The 17,892-nt window shown below is 66.2% G+C and carries 15 protein-coding genes; 4 read left to right on the top strand and 11 right to left on the bottom strand.

Annotation, left to right across the window (positions count from 1 at the left end):
* Positions 1-114: 114 nt before the first annotated feature.
* Complete coding sequence (locus tag ABZU91_RS32345) at positions 115-444, top strand: GNAT family N-acetyltransferase (RefSeq protein WP_355248978.1); 330 nt, start codon at positions 115-117, stop codon at positions 442-444.
* 635 nt (positions 445-1,079) lie between these two features.
* On the opposite strand, the gene ABZU91_RS32350 is transcribed toward ABZU91_RS32345, so the two are convergent.
* On the bottom strand, positions 1,080-1,427 hold the full coding sequence (locus ABZU91_RS32350) for a hypothetical protein (RefSeq protein WP_355248981.1): 348 nt from the start codon (positions 1,425-1,427) through the stop codon (positions 1,080-1,082).
* Positions 1,428-1,578: 151 nt separating this feature from the next.
* Between ABZU91_RS32350 and ABZU91_RS32355 the strand changes: the two genes are divergently transcribed.
* The 3 genes from ABZU91_RS32355 (at position 1,579) to ABZU91_RS32365 (ending at position 7,024) form a co-directional block, all read left to right on the top strand.
* Complete coding sequence (locus tag ABZU91_RS32355; protein WP_355248984.1) at positions 1,579-2,544, top strand: hypothetical protein; 966 nt, start codon at positions 1,579-1,581, stop codon at positions 2,542-2,544.
* A 69-nt stretch (positions 2,545-2,613) separates the two neighbouring features.
* Complete coding sequence (locus tag ABZU91_RS32360) at positions 2,614-3,486, top strand: HNH endonuclease (RefSeq protein ID WP_355248987.1); 873 nt, start codon at positions 2,614-2,616, stop codon at positions 3,484-3,486.
* Positions 3,487-3,694: 208 nt separating this feature from the next.
* Entirely contained in the window at positions 3,695-7,024 is a 3,330-nt protein-coding gene (locus tag ABZU91_RS32365; protein ID WP_355248990.1) for a type ISP restriction/modification enzyme, read from the top strand.
* Positions 7,025-7,397: 373 nt separating this feature from the next.
* Here ABZU91_RS32365 and alaS read toward each other — a convergent pair whose 3' ends face one another.
* From alaS to ABZU91_RS32415, 10 genes are all read right to left on the bottom strand, one after another.
* The gene (gene alaS / locus ABZU91_RS32370; protein ID WP_355248993.1) at positions 7,398-10,061 is read right to left on the bottom strand and encodes an alanine--tRNA ligase; all 2,664 of its coding nucleotides are present in this window, start codon (positions 10,059-10,061) and stop codon (positions 7,398-7,400) included.
* 190 nt (positions 10,062-10,251) lie between these two features.
* The gene (locus ABZU91_RS32375; protein WP_355248996.1) at positions 10,252-11,004 is read right to left on the bottom strand and encodes an HAD hydrolase-like protein; all 753 of its coding nucleotides are present in this window, start codon (positions 11,002-11,004) and stop codon (positions 10,252-10,254) included.
* 8 nt (positions 11,005-11,012) lie between these two features.
* Entirely contained in the window at positions 11,013-11,561 is a 549-nt protein-coding gene (locus ABZU91_RS32380; protein ID WP_355248999.1) for a phosphoribosyltransferase family protein, read from the bottom strand.
* The gene (locus tag ABZU91_RS32385) at positions 11,555-12,130 is read right to left on the bottom strand and encodes an LOG family protein (RefSeq protein WP_355249002.1); all 576 of its coding nucleotides are present in this window, start codon (positions 12,128-12,130) and stop codon (positions 11,555-11,557) included. The genes ABZU91_RS32380 and ABZU91_RS32385 overlap by 7 nt, the downstream gene beginning before the upstream one ends.
* A complete protein-coding gene (locus ABZU91_RS32390) occupies positions 12,127-12,990 on the bottom strand; it encodes a hypothetical protein (RefSeq protein ID WP_355249005.1) in 864 nt (287 codons plus the stop codon). The genes ABZU91_RS32385 and ABZU91_RS32390 overlap by 4 nt, the downstream gene beginning before the upstream one ends.
* A 34-nt stretch (positions 12,991-13,024) precedes the next feature.
* Entirely contained in the window at positions 13,025-13,870 is an 846-nt protein-coding gene (locus ABZU91_RS32395) for an aspartyl/asparaginyl beta-hydroxylase domain-containing protein (protein ID WP_355249008.1), read from the bottom strand.
* 199 nt (positions 13,871-14,069) lie between these two features.
* On the bottom strand, positions 14,070-14,840 hold the full coding sequence (locus tag ABZU91_RS32400; RefSeq protein WP_355249011.1) for a class I SAM-dependent methyltransferase: 771 nt from the start codon (positions 14,838-14,840) through the stop codon (positions 14,070-14,072).
* A 17-nt stretch (positions 14,841-14,857) separates the two neighbouring features.
* The gene (locus ABZU91_RS32405) at positions 14,858-15,778 is read right to left on the bottom strand and encodes a hypothetical protein (RefSeq protein WP_355249014.1); all 921 of its coding nucleotides are present in this window, start codon (positions 15,776-15,778) and stop codon (positions 14,858-14,860) included.
* A gap of 140 nt (positions 15,779-15,918) precedes the next feature.
* Positions 15,919-17,133: a histidine decarboxylase gene (locus tag ABZU91_RS32410; RefSeq protein WP_355249017.1), complete on the bottom strand. Its 1,215-nt coding sequence runs from the start codon at positions 17,131-17,133 to the stop codon at positions 15,919-15,921.
* A complete protein-coding gene (locus tag ABZU91_RS32415; RefSeq protein ID WP_355249019.1) occupies positions 17,130-17,891 on the bottom strand; it encodes a hypothetical protein in 762 nt (253 codons plus the stop codon). The genes ABZU91_RS32410 and ABZU91_RS32415 overlap by 4 nt, the downstream gene beginning before the upstream one ends.
* Position 17,892: the final 1 nt, after the last annotated feature.

Consider the following 17,892-nt stretch of genomic DNA (forward strand, 5'->3'; position numbering starts at 1 on the left):
CGGTTGACCCCTATCGAGTACGAGACCATCATGACCCCACCGGCCAGTCAGGCCGCGTGACTGAAACTGTCACCTATCGGTGCAGCAGACCCGACCGAAACAGGCACCGACGAGGTGGACGACGACAACATCCGCGCATACGTCGCCCTAGCGAACGAGCGCGCCATCGGCTATCTCGCCGTATCTGACACCAGGCATCACGGCTGGCTGGAGTGGGACACAACCGACAGGGTCAACCTGACCGACGACACACTAAGGGCCCGCGTCAACATCATCCACGTGGCGAAGATGTTGCGCGGTCAGGGTGTGGGTCGACGCTTGGTGGAGGCCATGGCGTTCGACACGGACGTGGCTGTTGAAGACATCTCGTGGTCGATGCCTTTCAGCTCGGCAGGGCGAAGCCTCGCCCAGTCGATGTCCCCGGATGGGGTTTGGGTTAGCTGACAGCAGGTCGACTGATGCCTTCGGAGTCCACCCGATGACGTTCTCCAATGGTTGCGCCAGGCTGACGTTGACGCGGGGAGACCGGATGTCAGCGGCAGAAAGTCAGCCGAGCTGCGCGAGGCCCGCAAGCGAGTCAAGCTGCCACCCGAAAAACGACGACGCGCAGCGCTGCTGGCAGCAGGCCTTCCAGATCCTCGATCCACTCGGAGATCCCCATGGAGGCGCCGTCCGTGGCCTCATCGCAAAGGCCGAATGAGCCATGTAGACGTCCTGGCCTGCGTAGAAGTCGGCGAGGGCGGCTACGAACTCCTTCACCCGGCCAGAGTGCCAGCCGCCGGCCACGCCTGCCTAACCTTGCAGCATGCCCAAGCTCCGGCAGGAAGTGGTCGATCATTGAATGGCACCAGCGCGGGCCGTGGTGGCAGCCGGAACCCCGGGGGATCCTCGACTACGACGACATCGCCGAGATGATCGCCGGCTCGTCGGGGGTGTCCCGCAATCAGTGGCGTGACATGGTCCAGGCGTTTGTCGGGAGGCTTGGCGACGCCCACGCGCTTCACGCTTCCTGAGGAAGACGACACGACGAAGCCGCCTCGCTTTCTACGGGGCGGCTTCGTCGTGTCGGGCGATGAGCATCACCAGTCCCTGCTCTGATGACCCAGGCCGCTGTCCAACTCCTCAGGAGGGGGATTGAAGGCGAAATCTCGGTACGAGCGATCCGGGACGAGACGCCGGCCCGCCTGAGCCTTCTTCAGCCAGTCGACAAGCTCGACGATGTCTTGCTCACGCATGCCTTCGCTCCGGAGTTTCCCAGCGAAGGCATCAGGCGCGACTCCGTACCACCGGTGGCGGACGTTCATGAGATCGGCCTTGAACATGGCCTGCTCGTTCCACTTCAGGTGGTTGTCGTAGCCTTTGGCCTTCATGGCGAGGTACTCGGCGATGCTGACGACGCTGGGTGGAAGATCTTCGGTGTTGGCCATGGGTTAGTTGTACCGGTCGGAGGTGACACCCATCCCGACGCGGCTGCCCCTACCCCGATTCGGGCCGAACCGGGGTCGTCGCGCACGTTACCTGTCGGTGGTCGCGTGTAGCGTGTGCGCAATCTGTCACTGGCGGTGAGGAAGATTAGCTATGGGCGACGCTGCCGCGTTTCGTGATCAGCTCATGGATTGGGTGTACGGCAAGGCGAACGGCACCTCCACGGAAATTGTGCCCATCATGGAGTTCGCTGAGAGCGTGGGGCTGGATCTTGACGGTGCGTACACGCTGCTCTGGTACTGCCGTGACGAAGGGCTCCTCAGTGACAAGGGCTCGCGCATGGGCAACCCGTGCGGCATCCTCACCGCCTACGGGATCGCCGACGTGCGGGAGCGGCGGCGCCGGCGGGCCGATCCTGCGCTGCGGGCGCGCGCATGCCGGTCGGGCCTGCTGAACTGGTTCTACCGGCAGCGAATTGCCCAGGTGCACATGCCCATCACCGAGGAGTTCGGCAAGGACGAAGGGTCGACCTGGGAGGGCCTCCGGTTCACGGACGTCGAGATCCAGGATGCAGCAGAGTACCTGTCCGCCAAGGGGCTGATCGAAGGGAGGGGGGCCGCCGAGCTATGCGGCCCCGTACACGCCGAGATCACCACGGACGGCATCGACTGCGTGACCGACTGGGAGGGCAATGTGGCGGACTACCTGCGCGACCAGAAGGGATACGGCCCGACGATCAACCACGGGCCAGTGTTCCACGGCCCTTCTCAGGGCGGCCAGTTCGCGTGGGGCAACCGCGATGTGACGCAGCAGCAGAACATCGCCCAGCAGGTCGCGCCGGAGTTCCAGCCGCTCGCGAAAGCGATTGTGACGATCCTCCAGCAGCTTCCCGGCTACGGGCTAACGCGGCAGGATCAGCAGGACATCGAGGCCGCGGCCAACGAGTTGCTCGCCGAGGTGCAGCAGGAGCAGCCCGAGCAGGGCAAGCTTCGTCGCGGCGTCGCCATGCTTAAGGGTTTCCTGTTCCCGATCGCGAAGGAGGCGGCGACAGAGGAGGCCCGGCAGCTCGCGCAGCAGGGCCTGGACCAGATCACGGCGGGGATCGGCTCGGTTCTGTGATGCGTTCGCACGCAGCCTGGTCGGGGAAGGGGTATTCCCTTGCGTAAGCGGCCACCCGAGGCAATGTCGGTGAATCGCGCGAGCGGCGGCCCGCTGGACTTTGGGATCGAGCCGCCGGGGCCGATGGAGACGGTGCCGCTGCGGCTGATCGAGGTGCTGCGTCCGCGCATGTTCGATGACTGCCCCATCTGCGGTGACCCGGCGACGACAGAGGAGCATGTACCGCCGCAGCGGCTCGGCGGTACGAAGATGACCCGGACCTGCGCCCGGTGCAACAACAGCTTCGGGACTCTCCTGGAAGCCGACCTGGTCGACTGGTTCGACGAAGCCTGGTCGACGTCGTCCCTCCAGTCGGACGCGGTCCCCGGCAGGCGGCAGACGAGCCGGGTGCTGAGACGGTGGACATCCGACGGACAGTTCGTCTTCCTGCCTGAAGGGCGCTGCGATCCTGCGGTCAGCGAGATCTTGGCGGCCGGCGGTGACGTGACTCTTGAGGCCTCGCCACCGGATCAGAATCGCTGCCGCCTGGCGCTGCTCAAGTCGATGTATCTGGCGCTGTGTATCAAGGCCGGCGTTCCCGAAGGGGAACCAGCGAATCGGCTGCGGGCCGAACTGCTCGCGGTGCGCGACGTGAAGCGCAAGGTGGACGTGCCGGTCAGTCCGATTGCGCTGGGGCTAACCGTGCTGCGGCACTGGGGAGACCCGATCACGGAGGGGTCTGTGGTGTTGGCCGAACTCCAGCCGGATACCGGGCCGGTACTGGGGTTCCTCCTCGCGGGCCGGGTGTTCGTCTCAGCATCATCGTCGTGGAGCGAAGCAACGACCGCGCCGACTGAGCGCATGGTCTACCAACTCCAGGTCGGCGCGCCGGCGAGGGGCGAAGTGGCATCTGTTCGACCCGAGCCGCCACCACAGCAGGCTCGACGGCGCCGTCGTGCATAGTCGCCGCTCGCCAGCGACAGCACGTCGTCCCGACGCATTGTCATCGTCGCTGATAGAGCGGCTCTCCATGCTGAGCTGCTGGTCCACCTGACATGCGGATTCGGTCACTTCGAGGGTCTCGCGCAGCGTGACCTTGAGGTAAACGCCGGGTGCAGGCAGGATGGGGGGCTCGCATCAGATCTTGGATGTGCCCTTAGGTGGAGGTGTCGTGGCTGGTCATCCCTTGACGCTGGACTCGGCGGTGGCTGAGTTTGGTCGCACAGCTACGAACAAGCTCACCGACATAGCGGTTCGCGGCGAGCCGGAGGATCAGCTCCGTGCGCCGTTGGAGAAGCTGGTTGGCGACCTTGCGGTCTTGTGCAACCACCGTCGCGACCGCCTCACCCTCGTCGGGGAGACTTCCCTCGCCGACCTCCAGAGTCGGCCTGACTACGCAGTCACGTACTCATACACCCTCGTCGGCTTCATTGAGGTCAAGGCACCTGGAATCGGCGCTGATCCACGCAAGTTCAAGCGCAAGCACGACAAGGAGCAGTGGGCGAAACTTCAGGCCCTGCCAAACCTCATCTATACCGACGGGCTGGCATTTTCCCTCTGGCGCTACGGCGAACCTGTAGGGGAGATCGTCCGCCTAGCCGGCGACCTAGCTTCCGATGGCGTGTTGACGGCGCCACGAGCGCTACTGCCGTTCTTTGAGGAGTTTCTCGGATGGAACCCCACGCCCCCGCGAACGCCCAAACAACTCGCCGAGACCACCGCGCGTCTGTGCCGGCTGCTGCGTTCCGAGGTTGAAGAACAGCTGGCACGCCAAGACCCGACTCTTGCGGGCCTCGCAAAGGACTGGCGGCATCTTCTTTTTCCCGAGGCTACAGACAGCCAGTTCGCCGACAGCTACGCCCAAGCGGTCACTTTTGGCTTGCTGCTCGCACGCGCCCAGGGCATCGAGCTAGACAGGGGTATCGATCCAGCCGCCAAAGCGCTTGCGAGCCGCCAGTCGCTCATCGGCACCGCCATGCGGGTACTTACCGACCAAGTGGTCAAGAGCCAAACACTGGCCACTTCCGTAGCCACGCTGACGCGCGTGCTGGCGGTAGTCGACTGGCCGAAGATCTCGAAGGGCCAATCGGATGCATGGCTGTACTTTTACGAAGACTTCCTAGAGGAATACGACAATAGCCTGCGCAAGCAAACTGGCTCCTACTACACCCCAATACCAGTCGTGCAGGCAATGACACGGTTCGTCGACGAGGCGCTACGTGGGCGTTTCGAGATGCACGATGGGCTGGCTAACCAACACGTCAACGTGGTAGACCCGGCGATGGGCACTGGCACATTCCTGCTCGAAGTCGTGCGCGCGATTGGCCAGGCGGTCTCAGATGATCTCGGCGAAGGGGCAGCGCCGGCTGCCGTAGCCGCCGCACTATGGCGATTGGTCGGATTTGAACTTCAGCTCGGCCCGTTCGCGGTCGCGCAACTGCGGATCCTTGCAGAACTAGCCGAACTGGGCGCAAATCCCGAACACATTAATCCAAGGTTGTTCGTAACCAACACTCTAGGCAACCCCTTCGTTGAGGAACAGAGCCTTGGGACCTGGTACGAGCCGATTGCGCAGTCTCGACGCGAGGCCAACCGCATCAAGCGTGATGAGAACGTGCTGGTCGTACTCGGCAATCCCCCCTATAAAGACAAGTCACACGGAAAGGGTGGCTGGGTCGAGTCCGGAAACAGGGCCGCCGGGCAGAGAGCCCCGCTAGCTGACTTCGTTCCCCCTCCTGAATGGGGGGTAGGGGCCCACGTCAAGCATCTCTACAACCCCTACGTGTACTTCTGGCGATGGGCAACATGGAAGGTTTTCGACAATCACGCTGACTCGGACCGCGGAGTCATCTGTCTAATCACCGTGGCAGGCTTTCTAGACGGTCCAGGTTTCCAAGGCATGCGCGACTACTTGCGCCGCCGCGCCGACGCAATATGGGTGATCGACTGCTCTCCTGAGGGTCACCAGCCACCGGCCAGCACGCGCATCTTCCAGGGCGTGCAGCAGCCAATCTGCATCACCCTCGCCGTCCGGGACGGCAGCACCGACGCCGCCACCGCCGCTCCCGTCTATTTCAGGGGCCTGCAACCCGGAAATCGGAATGCGAAATTTTCCGAGTTGACCGGCATCTCGCTAGCCGACGATGATTGGGTTGAATGTCCAACCGAATTCCGGGCGCCCTTCCTCCCGGCAGGCGGCTCGCGCTGGCTCAGCTACCCGACCCTAGAAGACCTTCTGCTCTATTCCGGCTCAGGGACAATGCTTGGCCGCACGTGGGTAGTTGCACCGGACGCGGAAACTCTACGTCAGAGGTGGGATGCGCTCATCGCTGCTCCATTAGAGGATAAGCCGTTGCTTATGCAGGAGCATCCGCGGGATCGGCACATTAACAAGGTGCTCACCGACGCCTTGCCGGGGTACCCGGCGACAAGAGTGCCGATCAAAGACGAGGTAGGCCCTTGTGCGGAACCGGTCTGGATTGGCTATCGATCCTTTGACCGGCAACTGATCATCCCTGACAAACGGCTGATCAACCAGCCAAACCCAACCCTGTGGGGAGTGCGATCAGACAAACAAACTTACCTCACGGCACCCCATGACACGGTACCGTCGTCCGGTCCAGCCGCTACCTTTACCGCTGAAGTCCCTGACCTTCACCACTACAAAGGCAGCTTCGGCGGTCGGGCTTTCCCGCTGTGGCTCGACCCCGCTGGCACCATACCGAATGTAGTTCCCGGCCTACTCGACCTACTTGCCGCCCATTACGGTAAGTCGGTGGCCGCCGAAGATCTATTCGCCTACCTGGCGGCCATTTTAGCGCACCCGGGCTACGCGCGGACCTTCGCCGAAGACTTGACCACTCCCGGGCTCAGGGTGCCTCTGACTGGGGACCGTGAAATCTTTGCCGAGGCATCGGCCATTGGAAGACGAATACTTTGGCTGCACAGCTATGGCCAGCGATTCACCGACGCTAGCGACGGCCGCCCTCGCCGCTCACCGCGGCTGCCGCAAGATCGTGCGCCCAAGGTCCTACCCGGAGCGGCAATTCCGTCCGACTCGGAACACATGCCAGACACGCTCACCTATGATCCGAACTCTCAACAACTACACGTCGGCACCGGGCGTGTCGGTAATGTAACTGCTCAGATGTGGTCGTATCAGGTTTCTGGCGTAAATATACTCAGCAAGTGGTTTAGTTACCGTCGCAAGACTCGCGACCGGCCGGTCATGGGCGATCGGCGGGTGTCGGCTCTTCTTGAAATCCAGCCTGACCGTTGGCATGCCGACTACACACGCGATTTGATCGACCTGCTCAATGTATTGGGCCTACTCGCCGATCTTGAAAATGACCAAGCTCGACTGTTGGGCGCAATTCGCGAGAGTACGTTAATTTCAGTGCAGGAGCTGACCGAGGTAGGCATCCTCCCGGTGCCGCCGGAGAAACGCAAAGTAGCTAAGGCATGGCAAGAATCCCCCAGCGATACACCTAGCCTGTGGTGACGATGCGGTTTTAACGCTAGCAAGCCGTGAAAGGTGCCCTGGCATGCACGGCCAGGGCACCTTTTCCGACTAGGTCGTCGAGGATTACACCAGTTGCAGCGTCCGGCGGGCGATTCGGCGGAAGTCCACGACGAAATGACGAGGATTTGGGGTGCGGCAGCAGAGGATCCATTCTACTGTTGCAGCGGCTGGTTGTTTCGAGTGAGGCGCGGTCCCCTACGGCACTGGTTCTTGCAGCCGACCAGCGAGCTACCAACTTGATCTCGACTCTCGCCATCGTGCGAGGGCCGCCGCGCGGCGGTTGGGGGCTGCCGTCACGGCGGCGGCGAAAGTGCCCAGGCGAATTCCTCTGGGCACTCTCGCCGATTACTACCTAATTCGGCAGCAAGGCTCCGGCAGCTAGCGTCGCCTGCAGGATCCCGTCGGTCAGGTTCTCGACCTGGCGACCGCCTGCACTCGCGAGGTTCCCGTTGCCGCCTGCGCCGCCGCCAATCACCTGAGCGGCCGTCGTTAGTACCTCGCGTGCCTGGATGCCTGTGCGGGCTAGCGCGGGGGTAATGGCTGAGGTCAGTTGGGCTTTATCATCAGTGGCGGCGGCGAGGATCACGACTCCCGGCTGGTCGTTGGGGCAGCGGTTGAGGACGTTGTTGGTTAGCGGTCGCAGTTCGACGGCGGTGACGTCGTCCAGGATGGTGGCGATGAGCCAGCCGCTTCCGACGTGGCGGCGTTGCCCGGCGAGGCGTTCGGCGATGAGGTCGAGTTCGCGTTGCCGGTGTTGTTGGAGCGATTGTTCGGCCTTTGTCAGTGCGGCGAGTCGTTTGGTCAGGGTGGCGATCAGGTCGTCCGGGCGGGCATTGACCAACCGGCCGACTTCGGCCAGGAGGTGCCGCTCGTGGTCGGCGTGGTCGAGGGCGTCGCGGCCGGTGAGTGCTTCTACGCGTCGTAGGCCGGCTCCGATGGAGGATTCGCCGAGGATGCGGACGGGGCCGGCTTGGGTGCCGTGGCCGACGTGAGTGCCGCCGCAGAGTTCTCGGGAGGCGTCGCCGATGTCGACGATGCGGACGTGCTCGCCGTACTTCTCGCCGAAGAAGGCGGTGGCGCCGGCGGCTTCTGCTTCGGCGCGGGTGGCGTGCCAGACGCGTACGTCGGGGTCATCGAGGAGGTAGTCGTTGACCAGGGCGCTGATGGTGGTCAGTTGGGTGTCGTCTAGGGGTGCGAAGTGGGTGAAGTCGAAGCGGAGCCGTCCCGGTGCGACGAGTGAGCCCTGTTGGCGGGCGTGGTCTCCGAGGGTGCGGCGCAACATAGCGTGGACGATGTGGATGGCGGAGTGGGAGCGGGCGGTGGCTGCTCTGCGTCGAGTGTCGACGGTGGCCTGGGCGGTCTGCCCTGGCCGGGCTTCGCCGTGGGTGATGCGTCCGGTGTGGATTTGGAAGCCGTCGAGGCCGTACTGGGTATCGGTGATGTCGATGCGGGTGCCATCGCTGGTGTGGATGGTGCCGGTGTCGCCGACCTGTCCGCCGGATTCGGCGTAGAACGGGCTGCGGTCGAGGACGAGTTCGATCTCTTGGCCCTCGGATGCTTCTTGCACGGGTTTGCCGTCGCGCAGGATCGCGAGGAGTTGGGTGTCGGCGGTGGTGTCGGTGTAGCCGATGAAGTCGGTGCGGCCGTGTCGAGCGAGGATTTCGCGGTACGTGTCTTGGCGGCGCATCGCCGCGGCCGTCTTGCCCTTGCCGGTGCTCTTGGCGCGGCGGCGTTGTTCATCGAGCAGAGCCGCGTACCGGTCGGAGTCCACGACGAGGCCAGCGGCGTGAGCGGCTTCGATGGTGAGGTCGATCGGGAAGCCGTAGGTGTCGTGCAGCTCGAACGCGGTGTCCCCCGGGAGGAGATTGGCTCCGTCGGTGTGGGCGCGGCTGATCGCGGCGTCCAGCAGGCGGGTGCCCTGGCGCAGGGTAGCGCCGAAGGTCTCCTCTTCCCGGGTGGTGACGGCCTCGATCAGGGAGCGTTGCGCGGCCAACTCGGGCCAGTCGGCGGCGAGGTTGTCGGTGACGCTGCCGGTGATGGTGGTGAGGACGGGGGCATCGATGCCCAGGGCGCGGGCATGGCGGATCGCCCGGCGCATCAACCGTCGCAGCACGTATCCGCGTCCCTCGTTCGACGGCAGCACGCCGTCGGCGATGAGGAACGCCGTGGAGCGGGCGTGTTCGGTCACGACCTGGAACGACACGGCTGCGTCGCTGCCGTCGCGACCTGGGAAGCGTCGGCCGGCGAGTGCTTCGACGGTGGCGAGGGTGGGGGCGAGGAGATCCGTCTCGCAGACGGTGTCGACGCCTTGCAGGATCGCGGCCAGCCGGTCCAGGCCAAGGCCGGTGTCGATGCTCTTGTTGGGCAGCTCCCCGACGATCGGGAAGTCGCCTTTGCCGTCGCCTGGCCCGCGCAGGTTCTGCATGAACACGAGGTTCCAGATTTCGAGGTAGCGCTCGCCGTTGGCTTCCGGGCCTCCGTCCGGGCCGAAGGCGGGTCCGCGGTCGTAGCAGATTTCGGAGCTGGGGCCGCACGGTCCGGGTACGCCCATGGACCAGAAGTTGTCGTCCATGCCGAGGCGTTGGATGCGCTCGGCGGGGACTCCGACGCGGCGCCACAGATCGAATGCCTCGTCGTCGTCGCGGTAGACCGTGATCCACAGCCGCTCGGGGTCGAGGTGGTAGTGCTCGGTGAGCAGTTCCCACGCGTAGGTGATGGCGTCGGCTTTGAAGTAGTCGCCGAAGGAGAAGTTGCCGAGCATCTCGAAGAACGTGGCGTGGCGGGTGGTGCGTCCGACATTCTCGATGTCGGAGGTCCGGGCGCACTTCTGCACCGTTGTCGCCCTCGGGTACGACGGCTGCACCTCACCGAGGAAGTACGGCTTGAACTGGTTCATGCCGGCGTTGGCGAGTAGCAGGGTCGGGTCGTCCGGGATGAGTGGACTCGACGGCACCCGGGTATGGCCGCGGCTGGTGAAGAAGTCGAAGAAGGTCATGCGGATTTCGTCTGAGCGCATGGAAGAGCCTCACTGGGCGGTGACGCGAACGCACCCGGCACCCCACCTGCGCGGAGCAGCGCGGGCGGGGTCCTCGCCGGTGTCCGTCCAGGCGGGTTCGCGAGGGAACAGCGGTGGGATGTCAGGTCACGCCGAGCTGGGCCGAGGGGGTCAGGCGAGGACGCTGTCCTCGTTCCCCAGCTCGGCGCGGCTAGCTCGCCGCCCCACCATGCCCATCACGCGTTGTCCTATCCCTGTTGCCTCTCGCGCCGCTGCTCACCGATGTTGTCCCTGGTGGCGCGGCGTTGCCGCTGGCGCTGCCAGCGTAGCCTACCGTGACGATCGCCTGTTCCAGGGCGACTGCCTCGATCTGCGCCGGGTCGGTGAGCACCACATCGGCCCCGGCTTGTTCAAGCACCTCGGCGCTGGAGTAGCCCCACGCCGCGCCGGCAACCCGGACTCCCGCCGCGTGCCCGGCGACGATGTCGGTCACGGTGTCTCCGACGAACCACGCCTCGTGCGGGGGCACGTTCAGTCGGAAGAGTGCGGCCAGTACCGGGTCCGGTGCGGGTTTGGGTTTGGCGTCCTCGAACGTCACGAATGTGTCCATCAGCGTGGTTACGGCACCGAGACCCAGTAGCGCGATGCGGTGCCGTCGTTGGAGCGTGACGACCGCTTGGCGCATCCCGTTCATGCGGAGTCGTCGCATCGCACGCACGATGCCGGGTACGAGGGCGGCGTTCGCGGCGTGGGCGGCGTAGGCGAGGTCGAAGCCGTCATCGAATGCCCCGACCGGGTCGGTCAGGCCGAGGATGCCGAGCGCCTGCACCGGGGGTAGGTGGATCAATTCGGCCACCGCACGATGGTCCGGTTTACGTCCGAGCACGTTCGTTGCCACGTCGGACAGCGCGGCGGCCACCAAAGCGCGGCTGTCCACGATCACGCCGTCGAGGTCGAAGAGCACTGCCCCGATCATCGGCGCATCACCGTCGCCAGCGAATTATGCTGGGGCACCTCGGGAAGCATGCAGTCCAGTGAGATCCCGCGTTCGGCCAGCACGGCGCGGGCGGGGCCGGGGCGTGTCAGTACCGCGACCGCCGCCGTCGGCAGGCCACCGGCCGCTTTCAGCGCGTCGGCTGCGGTCAGGATCTGCCGCCCTGACCGCACCACGTCATCGATCATGGCGACCCGCTGGCCGACAAGCGGGTGGCCTTCGACCTGGCGTCGGGTGCCGTAGGGCTTGATGACCTTCCGGATCAGGACGAGGGGCAGCCGCGTGACGGCGGAGACCGCGAGCGCGAACGGCACCCCACCCAGCTCCAGCCCGGCCACCACCTCGACGCGAGGGGGCAGCAGTTCGGCCAGTGCCCGCCCGACGTCACCCAGCATCTTCGGGTCTCCGGCGACCCGATACTCATCGAAATACGAGCTGATCACCGTGCCGTCCGGCAGAGCGTAGGGCTCAGCGACGGTGCCGAGGGCCAGGACCTGACCGGCGATATCGCCGGTGGGCCTCACCATGCCGGGCTCCGCGACTCGTCGCGATCGAGTACGGGGATCAGGTCGGCCGCGGAATCGACCTCGTGCAGGAAGTCCAGCGGACGCGTCGGTGAGCTGTAGACCCATCGCTCGTCGCGCAGGAAGGCCAGCAGGCGGCGGGCGGTCGGCCCGGCGACGACGACCGGGACCGGACGGATGTTCCCGGCGTACCAGAGGGCGGCGGTCAGCTCGTGCAGGGTGCCGACGCCGCCGGCCATGGAGACGATCACGCTGGCGTGGTCGAGATAGGTATGCATTCGGGCACCCATGGTGGGCTGGTGGGTCACGGTGGTGACGTGGGGGTTGAAGGCCCCCCATGCCGTACCTGCCAGGGTGACCGCGACGACCGATCCGCCGCTTTCGACGGCTCCGTGGGCGGCGTGTTCCATCAGGCCGTTGTAGCCGCCGTGTAGCAGCGTGAGGCCCTGCCCTGCCAGGGTTGCCCCTATGTCATAGGCGAGGCGTTCCTCCTGCCGGGAGGCCGGTACGCAGCCGCCGAAGAACACGGCGTGGCAGGGCCTGGTCGGCACGCCGGGACTGGTGGCGCTCATGCGAATTCCAGGTAGTGCCAGTAGGCGTCGATGGCCGGGCGCAGCGGCTCCAGGATCGTCGGGGCCGCACGTTCGGCGACGGTCAGCGCGGTACTCAGCGCTGCCGCGAGGTCCCCGCCGGTGGGAACCGCGTTGCCGGTGATGAGGCGCTCCAAGTCGGCGAGGCATTGCCGTCCGATCGGTGTGGAGCCGACCTCCTCAGGGAGCTGGTACCAGCCGTAGAACGACGATCCGGGCGCGAGCACCGCCTTGATCAGGTTCTTTACCGCCGTGTGAAGGGCAAACATCTCCGCGTACGCGATGAACCGCTGCCCCCGGGCGATGCGTTTGCGGATCATGTGGCCGATTACGAGGATCTCCACCAATAGCTCGCTGGGGGTGTGCGGGCGCTCCAGTGTGCTGTTGATGACCCAGTCGACGTGGCTGTGCGGGCGGCTGGTTGCCCCGTCGGCGAGGTAGACCGGCATGGCCGTAGTCCGGGCCAACACGGTGTCGAGGCGGCTGACCGGCACGATGTAGAGGTCGACCTGGTACAGCTTCCGGCCGTCGGCGACGAGGTAGACGTAACCGAGGCCGCCCATTTGGGCGACGATGGTGTCCCGCCATCCCGGCAGGACTGCGCCGAGTTCGGCGGTCATCAGGGCATCGGCGACCTGGATGAACGACGCGAAGCTCGGATCGTGTACGGCGACGATGAAGTCCAGGTCCGACAGGCGGTCGGCGGTGCCCGCTGCCAGCGACCCTCGAACGTGTAGGGACTGTACGGCCGGGCTGTGTGACAGCACCTCGACCGACTTCTCCAACAGCTCGAACTGGTGTGGCAGGTTGGCGGCGGCAACGGTGTCCAGGAGGGTACTCACGGCGACTGGTCCTTTCCTCGGGAGAGGTCGATGGTCAGGCGTGGCCGAGCATGATGGCCTTCTTTGACCGCCACCGTTCGGCGTCTTCGTCCCGGTGTAACGCGGCATACATGAGCGCGATCAAGTCGTAGACCTGCCCTTCCGGAAGCGCGTAGCGGTAGAACAGCTCCAGCAGGGTGGTCTCGGCGGCCCGGTCGTAGCCGAGCTGCGCCAGGCCGGATGCCGTCGCCACGTGTTCTTCCAGCTCATCGGCGGCGGGTGTGGGCAACGCCGCCACCGAGTCCGCGACGGAATCCGCGCTGGCGTTCAAGGCGGTGAACGCATCGTCGGCATAGCAGTCGATCACCAGGTGGATCCGTGCCGGGCCGAATCGGTTGCACACCCCATGCGGGCTGGTCGGCGTCAACCGCCACACCCGACCATCGCTCATGTGCACTTTCGTCCCGCCGAGGATCAGGTATGCCGACGAGTTCGTCACCAGCGGCACGTGCACCCGATGACGTTCCACGTCGTTCAGCTCGCCGTAGTCGCGGTGCTCCCAGAGGAAGGCTCCGGCCTCCAGCCGGGCAAGCCGCGCCCACATGCACCGCAACCCAAGCTCGGCGAGTAGCTCCCGGACGGCGGGCATGCGAGTGAGCAGGCTGGTAGCAACCGGCTCGGGGCAGTCGCGGATGGTGACGTCACGCGGGTTACCGGTGTCGTTGAGCAGCGACAGGGTGTGCCAGCCGCCGTTCTGATAGTCGCCATATTCGACGACCCAGTTGCCCGGCACGGTGAGCGCCTCGTGCCGCAGCCGTTCCATCAGGTCGGCTCTGATCGGGCGCAGAGCAGCGACTTCAGTAGGCAGGCTGGCCGGGGTAGCTAGCCCAGTGTTGGTCATGGCGATAGCTCCTTGACGTGGAGGAAATCGGGCAGGTCTTTGCGAGGTGGCAGTCGACACGGCTGACCGGGCCGGGCTGCCGCGTCTGGCCATGAACAGCAGCCGGTCTGGTAGTTCCCTCGCGGCCACGACTGGGTGGGTCCTGGTGGGGCGACAGCATCACGATGGCCCCGGTTTGGAGGGGTCGAGGCCGCGTAGCTCAGGTGGCCTTACGGGCGTGTATTGCCCTGCTTTCGTAGGAGCCGAGGACCACGCCGGGGTTGGACATGAGGGTGACGAACCGGTCGAGGGCGGTGTTGGTGATCTCGGGTGTGAGCAGGACGGGGCGGAGCTGGTTGACCACGTCGGCGAGCATCTGGCATCCGGGGCCGTTGCCGGTCCAGGTCTCGGTGATGGTGTGGGCGCAGACCTGCGCCATGTTCTTGGCGACGAGGAGTGCGGGGGTGTCGGTCGTCCAGGTTGCGGCGGCGTCCGGTCCGGCGATGGTGCGGTAGACGCGCCGCAGAACGGCGTGGATGAGGGCGGCGTCGTCACCGGGTGCTCTGAAGACACGCGGTGGGGTGCCGGTGATGTCGGCCAGGACGAGCCAGCCGCCGGGACGTAGCCGGGTGATCATCTGCTCCAGCACCTGGACCGGGTGCGGTAGTGCGCCGTGCAGCCATCGGGCGACGACGAGGTGAAAGCGGTTGGGCTCGCCGGGAAGGGAGTCGCGGCCAAGGTCGCGGTGGTAGACGTTGATGACGGCGGTCGGGTTGAGGCAGCTGGTGTCGTTGTCGACCGCGCTGACCGTGCCGTAGTTGCCGACGAGGCGGGCGAGGCGGGCGGTGACGGCTCCGGTACCGGCGCCGATTTCGAGCACGTGATGCCCGGGTCGGATGTCGAGCTTGTCCAGCTCATGCCCGATGGTTGGGTCGAGCAGTTCGCGTAGTCGGGCTGGGTGTACCTGGCCGTTGTGAGCGGTTGTCGTCACGGTGCTCCCTCTCGTGATCAGGGTTCGGGCGTACAGGGGTACTCGCCGGGGACAAGCCACACACCGGAGCGGCGTGGCATCTCCAGCTGGCCCGGGTGGGCCGGGAGTGGTGCGTGGGTGGTGGATGGCTCCCACCAACGGCGCTTGGCGTGGGTGTGGGTGAGCAGGAGTAGGTAGACCCCTGTCCGCCAGCCTGCAGGCGTGAGGATGGCGCGCTCGTAGGCCAAGACCGCTCCGGTGCTGGGGTGCAGGATCAGCAGGTGCCGATTGCGGCCGTCGTCGCTGGTGGCGCTCAGGGCGATGCCGGTGCGGCCGGCGCGGTCGAGCGTGTTGGGGTGGGCGGTCAGCCCGCTGGTGTCGGCGAGGGCCTGCGCGGCGAGGGCGCGTTGCGGCGGGCCGGGGCTGTGCCAGGTGGCGAGCGCGGCGATACCGGCCACGAGTCCCGTGTTCCTGTCAGCGTGCCCGTTCTGCAGGCGTGCCTGGGCACGGAGCCAATCGGTGCTGCGGTATGCGCGGGACAGATCCCTGTCGTCCAACCACCCTGGCGGCCAGAAGTCGCGCATGACCCCGAACCGGAAGTTCGGGTGCTGGGTCATCAGCTCGGCACCGGAGTCGTCGTCGGCGTACCAGCGCACGACATCCCGCGTGCTCTGCTCGCCATCGTTGCCGAACCAAGCGCGATGGTGCACCACGTTGAATCGGCCGCTGACCGAATCGCAGGGGTCCTCTGCTGGTTGGTGCGCGAGGCGCAGCAGGATCGGGCGAGCCGGCTGACCGGACCGCAGCATCGTCGGCGGCGGGGTGCGCGCAGTGCTGGCGAGGTTGTGGTTCGGCGACGGCACGTCGCAGCCGTCAGCTGCGGCGAGCAGAAGCGGTGTCTGTTCGCCAGATGGCGGAGGTACCTGACCGGCGATGAGGGCCATGGCGACAACGGCCAAACCGACGACGTTGCGATGTGCCCACCGGCCAGGGGCGGAGTCAGACGACAAGGACGGGGTACGGGTCTCCACGCCGCCGGAAGCGACGGCGCACGGTGCGGCCGTGGCCTCGCCAGGGCGGCTCTGAAAGGGCGGGGGGCTCATCGCGTCCCGCTTGGGGATGGTGGGCCGTCCGGTCGCAGCCGAGGTCGCGGAATCAGCCGCGGCGGTGCGGCGGCGGCGAGGTCGGCGACGAAGGCGTCGATCTGGCCGTGAGTGATCCCGGGCATGCAGATGAGGTGGCTGATAGGGCCGTCGGAGGCGAGCACCCACTTCTTGCGCACCTGCTCGGATGGGGTAGGCAGAACAACGGTGAAGGCATGCGGGTATCGCCAGGCACGCCATCCGACGGCGTTCAGTTGGTCGACGGCATAGGCCGCGAGGCGGCGGGCTTGAGTCGCCCGCCAGTGGTGCCCTTCACGGCCGTGAGTGGCGATGGCGTGCCACAGCAGCGCGGCGGCCAAGCCGCAGCGCGAGCCGGTAACGGTGGTGTCGAGGGTGGCGGTGTAGGCGATGCGGCCGGCGGCCTTGCGGACGCTGTCGCGGATGAGCACGACTCCGCACGGCGTTGGCACGCCCAGGAATTTGTGGCCGCTGATGGCGATGCTGCCGATACCGCTACCGTCATCGAGGCGGAGCCGGCCATCGAGTGCGAGCGGAATACCAGACAAGGCCGCGTCGACGTGGAGGTGTCCGTGCACTTCGTGTTCGTCGAGGACGGCGCGGATGGAAGCGGTGTCGTCCACGGCCTCGGTCAGGGTGGTGCCGGCGGTGGCAACCACGATGGCGGGCCAGCGTCGACGGCGGCTGACCTGCGCGGCGAGGTGCGCATAGTCCATTTCGCCGCCGGGGTGGACGTTAACGGCGACTCCCCGCGCCCCGAGCATGTGGACGATCTTGGGTATCGAGTAGTGGGCGGCAGTCGAGTAGTAGACGCGGGCGGTGGGGTGGCGGCGGTGGGCGGCGTGCAGGGCGGACAGGTTCCCCTCGGTGCCGCCCGTGGTGACATAACCCCACCGGTCATCGGCGGGCATGGCGAGGGTGTCGGCGACCCAGGCGATGACGGCCCGCTCCAGCACCCGCGTGTGGGCTGTCCCGCCCTCATCAAGGGGGTCGCCGATGTTGTTCCACAACCGGTTGCCGAGGCGGGTGATGACCTCGCTGTAGTCGAGGTCCACGGCGCCGGGAAACCCGATGCTCGTCGCAGCGGCGGCGTCGGCATCGCCGACCAGGTGGTCGAGGACGGCCGTCACGTCGACCGACGCGCGGCTGAGATCTGCGGCGTCGGCGAGGCTGAGACTCTGGTAGCGGGTCACGCCCACCGCCCCGCGAGCAGGTGCGCGCTGAGGGTGTGGTGCAGTGCTCCGAGCTGCCGCCAGATCTCGCGGGTCTCGTCGTCGCCCTGCTCAGTCAGGCGCTCGTACGGGTTGTGGAAAGTGATCCGATTGGGGTCGAGGGTCTTGTTGCAGCGCACGCCGTCGTCGCCGAGGCGGGCCTGCGGGTCGCGGTCGATGTGCAGGGCGGTGCCGTCGGTCAGCAGCGCGTAGCACTGGCCTTTCAGGTTGAACGCCGACATGTAGCGGCCGGCGGACGCCGCCTCACGTAGCATCCCGGCAACCTGGTACCAGCGACCCTGGTCGGAGTCGAGGGTGCTGACACCCACGCCGACGTACCTCGCATCGGCAGGCAGGGTCATGTCCCCGCCGTTGACCATGGAACCCTCGGGCCCGACTGGACTCCATTCGCGTCCGATGGAGGCGATGTTGTCCGCGGCGACTTCTGTCAGCTCCGCGAGCAGGCGCGGCAGGAAATCGGAGTCCGGCGACTGCGGCCACAGCCGGTAGGCGGTGTGCAGCTTGTAGCCGTGGGGCTCGGCGGGGGCGTCGGCGACGAAGAACAGCATCAGCGCGTGGGGGCCGAGTGCGTGGCGTTGTCCGATCCGCTGGTCAGCCTCGATCAGGTGGCCGGTGTTCAGTCGCTTAGGGCGTGTCCTGCCGATCTTGTAGTGGTTGATCGTTGACGATGTGCCGGTGGTACGTCGTGGTGAGCTGACTGACGAGGCTTGGGCGGTGATC

The organism is Micromonospora sp. NPDC005174 (assembly GCF_040608495.1).
Lineage (GTDB): Bacteria > Actinomycetota > Actinomycetes > Mycobacteriales > Micromonosporaceae > Micromonospora.